Here is a 1,752-nt window from a genome sequence, read left to right as displayed (position 1 = left end):
GGGCGGCGAGCCGTGCGCGCAGCCCGGGGGTGTCGGCGCAGACCTCGTCGAAGAGCAGGCGCAGCCCGGCCTCGCCGTCTTCCTCGAGCAGGAAGGCGATGAGGTTGGCCTGTCCCATCTCGACCCGCTCCGAGCGCGGCCGGTAGGAGCCCTTCTCCTGCCGGAAGGCGAGGTGGTCGCGGAAATGCTGCCACGACGGCGCGTGCAGGTGGGCAAGGCGCAGCGTGTCGAGCCGGGCGCGGTTTGTGGCCTCGAGCCCGTTGTATTTCAGCGTGTGGATGCCGAGGCGGGTGTCGGGGATGCCGGTGCGGGCGAAGATCTTGCCCGAGGTGTGGCTGAGGAAGCCGCCGTAGAGATGCGCGCCGAAGGTCGGGTAGATGTCCTGTAGCACGGCCTTGGGCTGGCGGGCGTGGTGATGCGTCAGCTTGAAATGCGAGGGCCAGCCGGTCTCGGGGGCGAGTGCCTCGGCGGGGGCGATGCGGGCGGCGGCATGGCGGGGGGAGACCTCGGCAAGGATGGCGGCGACAGGGCGCTGGGGGAGCAGGAATTCGTCCACGTCGACATGGGCGAGCCAGTCGAGCGTTTCCGTGGTCTCGCGCAGGCAGCGGGTGGCGTTCATCGCCTGCCGCAGCTGGTGGGCCTCGGGGCGGGGCTTGCCGGTGGCCTGCCAGTAGGCGTCGTCGCAGGCGGTGACGTGGAGCTTCGGATGGCGCCGGAGGAAGGCCAGTGTGCCGGGCTCGGGCGTGTCGAGATAGATGTGCAGCGCCTCGGCCCCGAGCGCGAGATGGTGCGCAGCGAAACGCGCGATCTCGGGCAGCGGCGCGCGGATGGTGGCGACGAGCCCCCAGCGCAGCCGGTCGGCGGGGATCTGGCGGCGGTCGACGGGCACGGGGGCGGGGTTGTCGGGCTTGGCCTTGGTCCTGTCGCGAGGCTCTGGCGGAGCGCCCGCGCCGTCGTTCATGCGGGCGGTCTCGGCGCCGCCGCTTCCCTGCATGTTCTCGGCATCGTCTGTCCGCGGCCCGCTCTCGGCGTCATGTGCCATCTGCGCGGCGTTTCCCTCATCGCCTGTTCGCCCGCCCTCAGCCTTTCTGGCCTTGCGGGCGCGCATGGTCATGAGGCGGCGGAAGAGCGTGCGGTCGTCGTGGATCAGCAGGTCGAGCAGGTGATGGGCGAGGGGGCGGATCAGCGGGTCGGCCTCGGCCTCGGTCCAGAGCCTGCCGATCATGTTCACGTCGAGCCCTCCGGAAGCGATGGAATAGGCATCCATCTCCATCGGCAGGGGCGTGTTGGACCGCCGGTCGGCCGGGAAGGGGCGGTCGGGCGGCAGGCCCGAGAACAGCCGCTCGCTCTCGTAGAGCTTCATGGTTCCGAAGAGCACCGTCAGCGCCAGCCCGACGGAGCGCTGCGTGGGCGTCGCGCCATGGTCGCCGAAGGTGGTGACGGAGGAGACCAGCCAGCGCGGGTCGAGCCGCGTCAGCAGGTGACAGCCCTGTTCGCGCCATAGCCGCAGGAAGAGCGCGGGCAGGTGGTCCGGGAAGGTGCGCTTGCGCAGATGCGCGATGAGCAGCGCGTTGAGGAAGACGAGCTCGCTCTGCCCGGTCATCTCGCGGCGCAGGGCGTGGCGTTTGCGGTGATGGCTGGACCGGAAGGGCGGCGCCTCGGCGGGGTCGTCGTCGGGATCGGCGACGATCTGCGCGGCGAGCGGCGCGAGGTCGAGATCCTCGGGGGGCGGCGCCTCGCCCGGGGCGTAGT

1 protein-coding gene is annotated in these 1,752 nt (G+C 71.4%); it reads right to left on the bottom strand.

Annotated elements, in window-relative coordinates; genetic code table 11:
• Nucleotides 1-1,752, bottom strand: a 1,752-nt coding sequence (locus HC022_RS25820; protein WP_167454289.1) for a glycosyltransferase family 2 protein, incomplete at both ends; no start/stop codon positions are given.

Origin of the sequence: Salipiger sp. HF18 (assembly GCF_011806505.1) — a bacterium.
GTDB classification, from domain to species: domain Bacteria; phylum Pseudomonadota; class Alphaproteobacteria; order Rhodobacterales; family Rhodobacteraceae; genus Salipiger; species Salipiger thiooxidans.
This window is presented reverse-complemented; position numbering and strand designations above follow the sequence as displayed.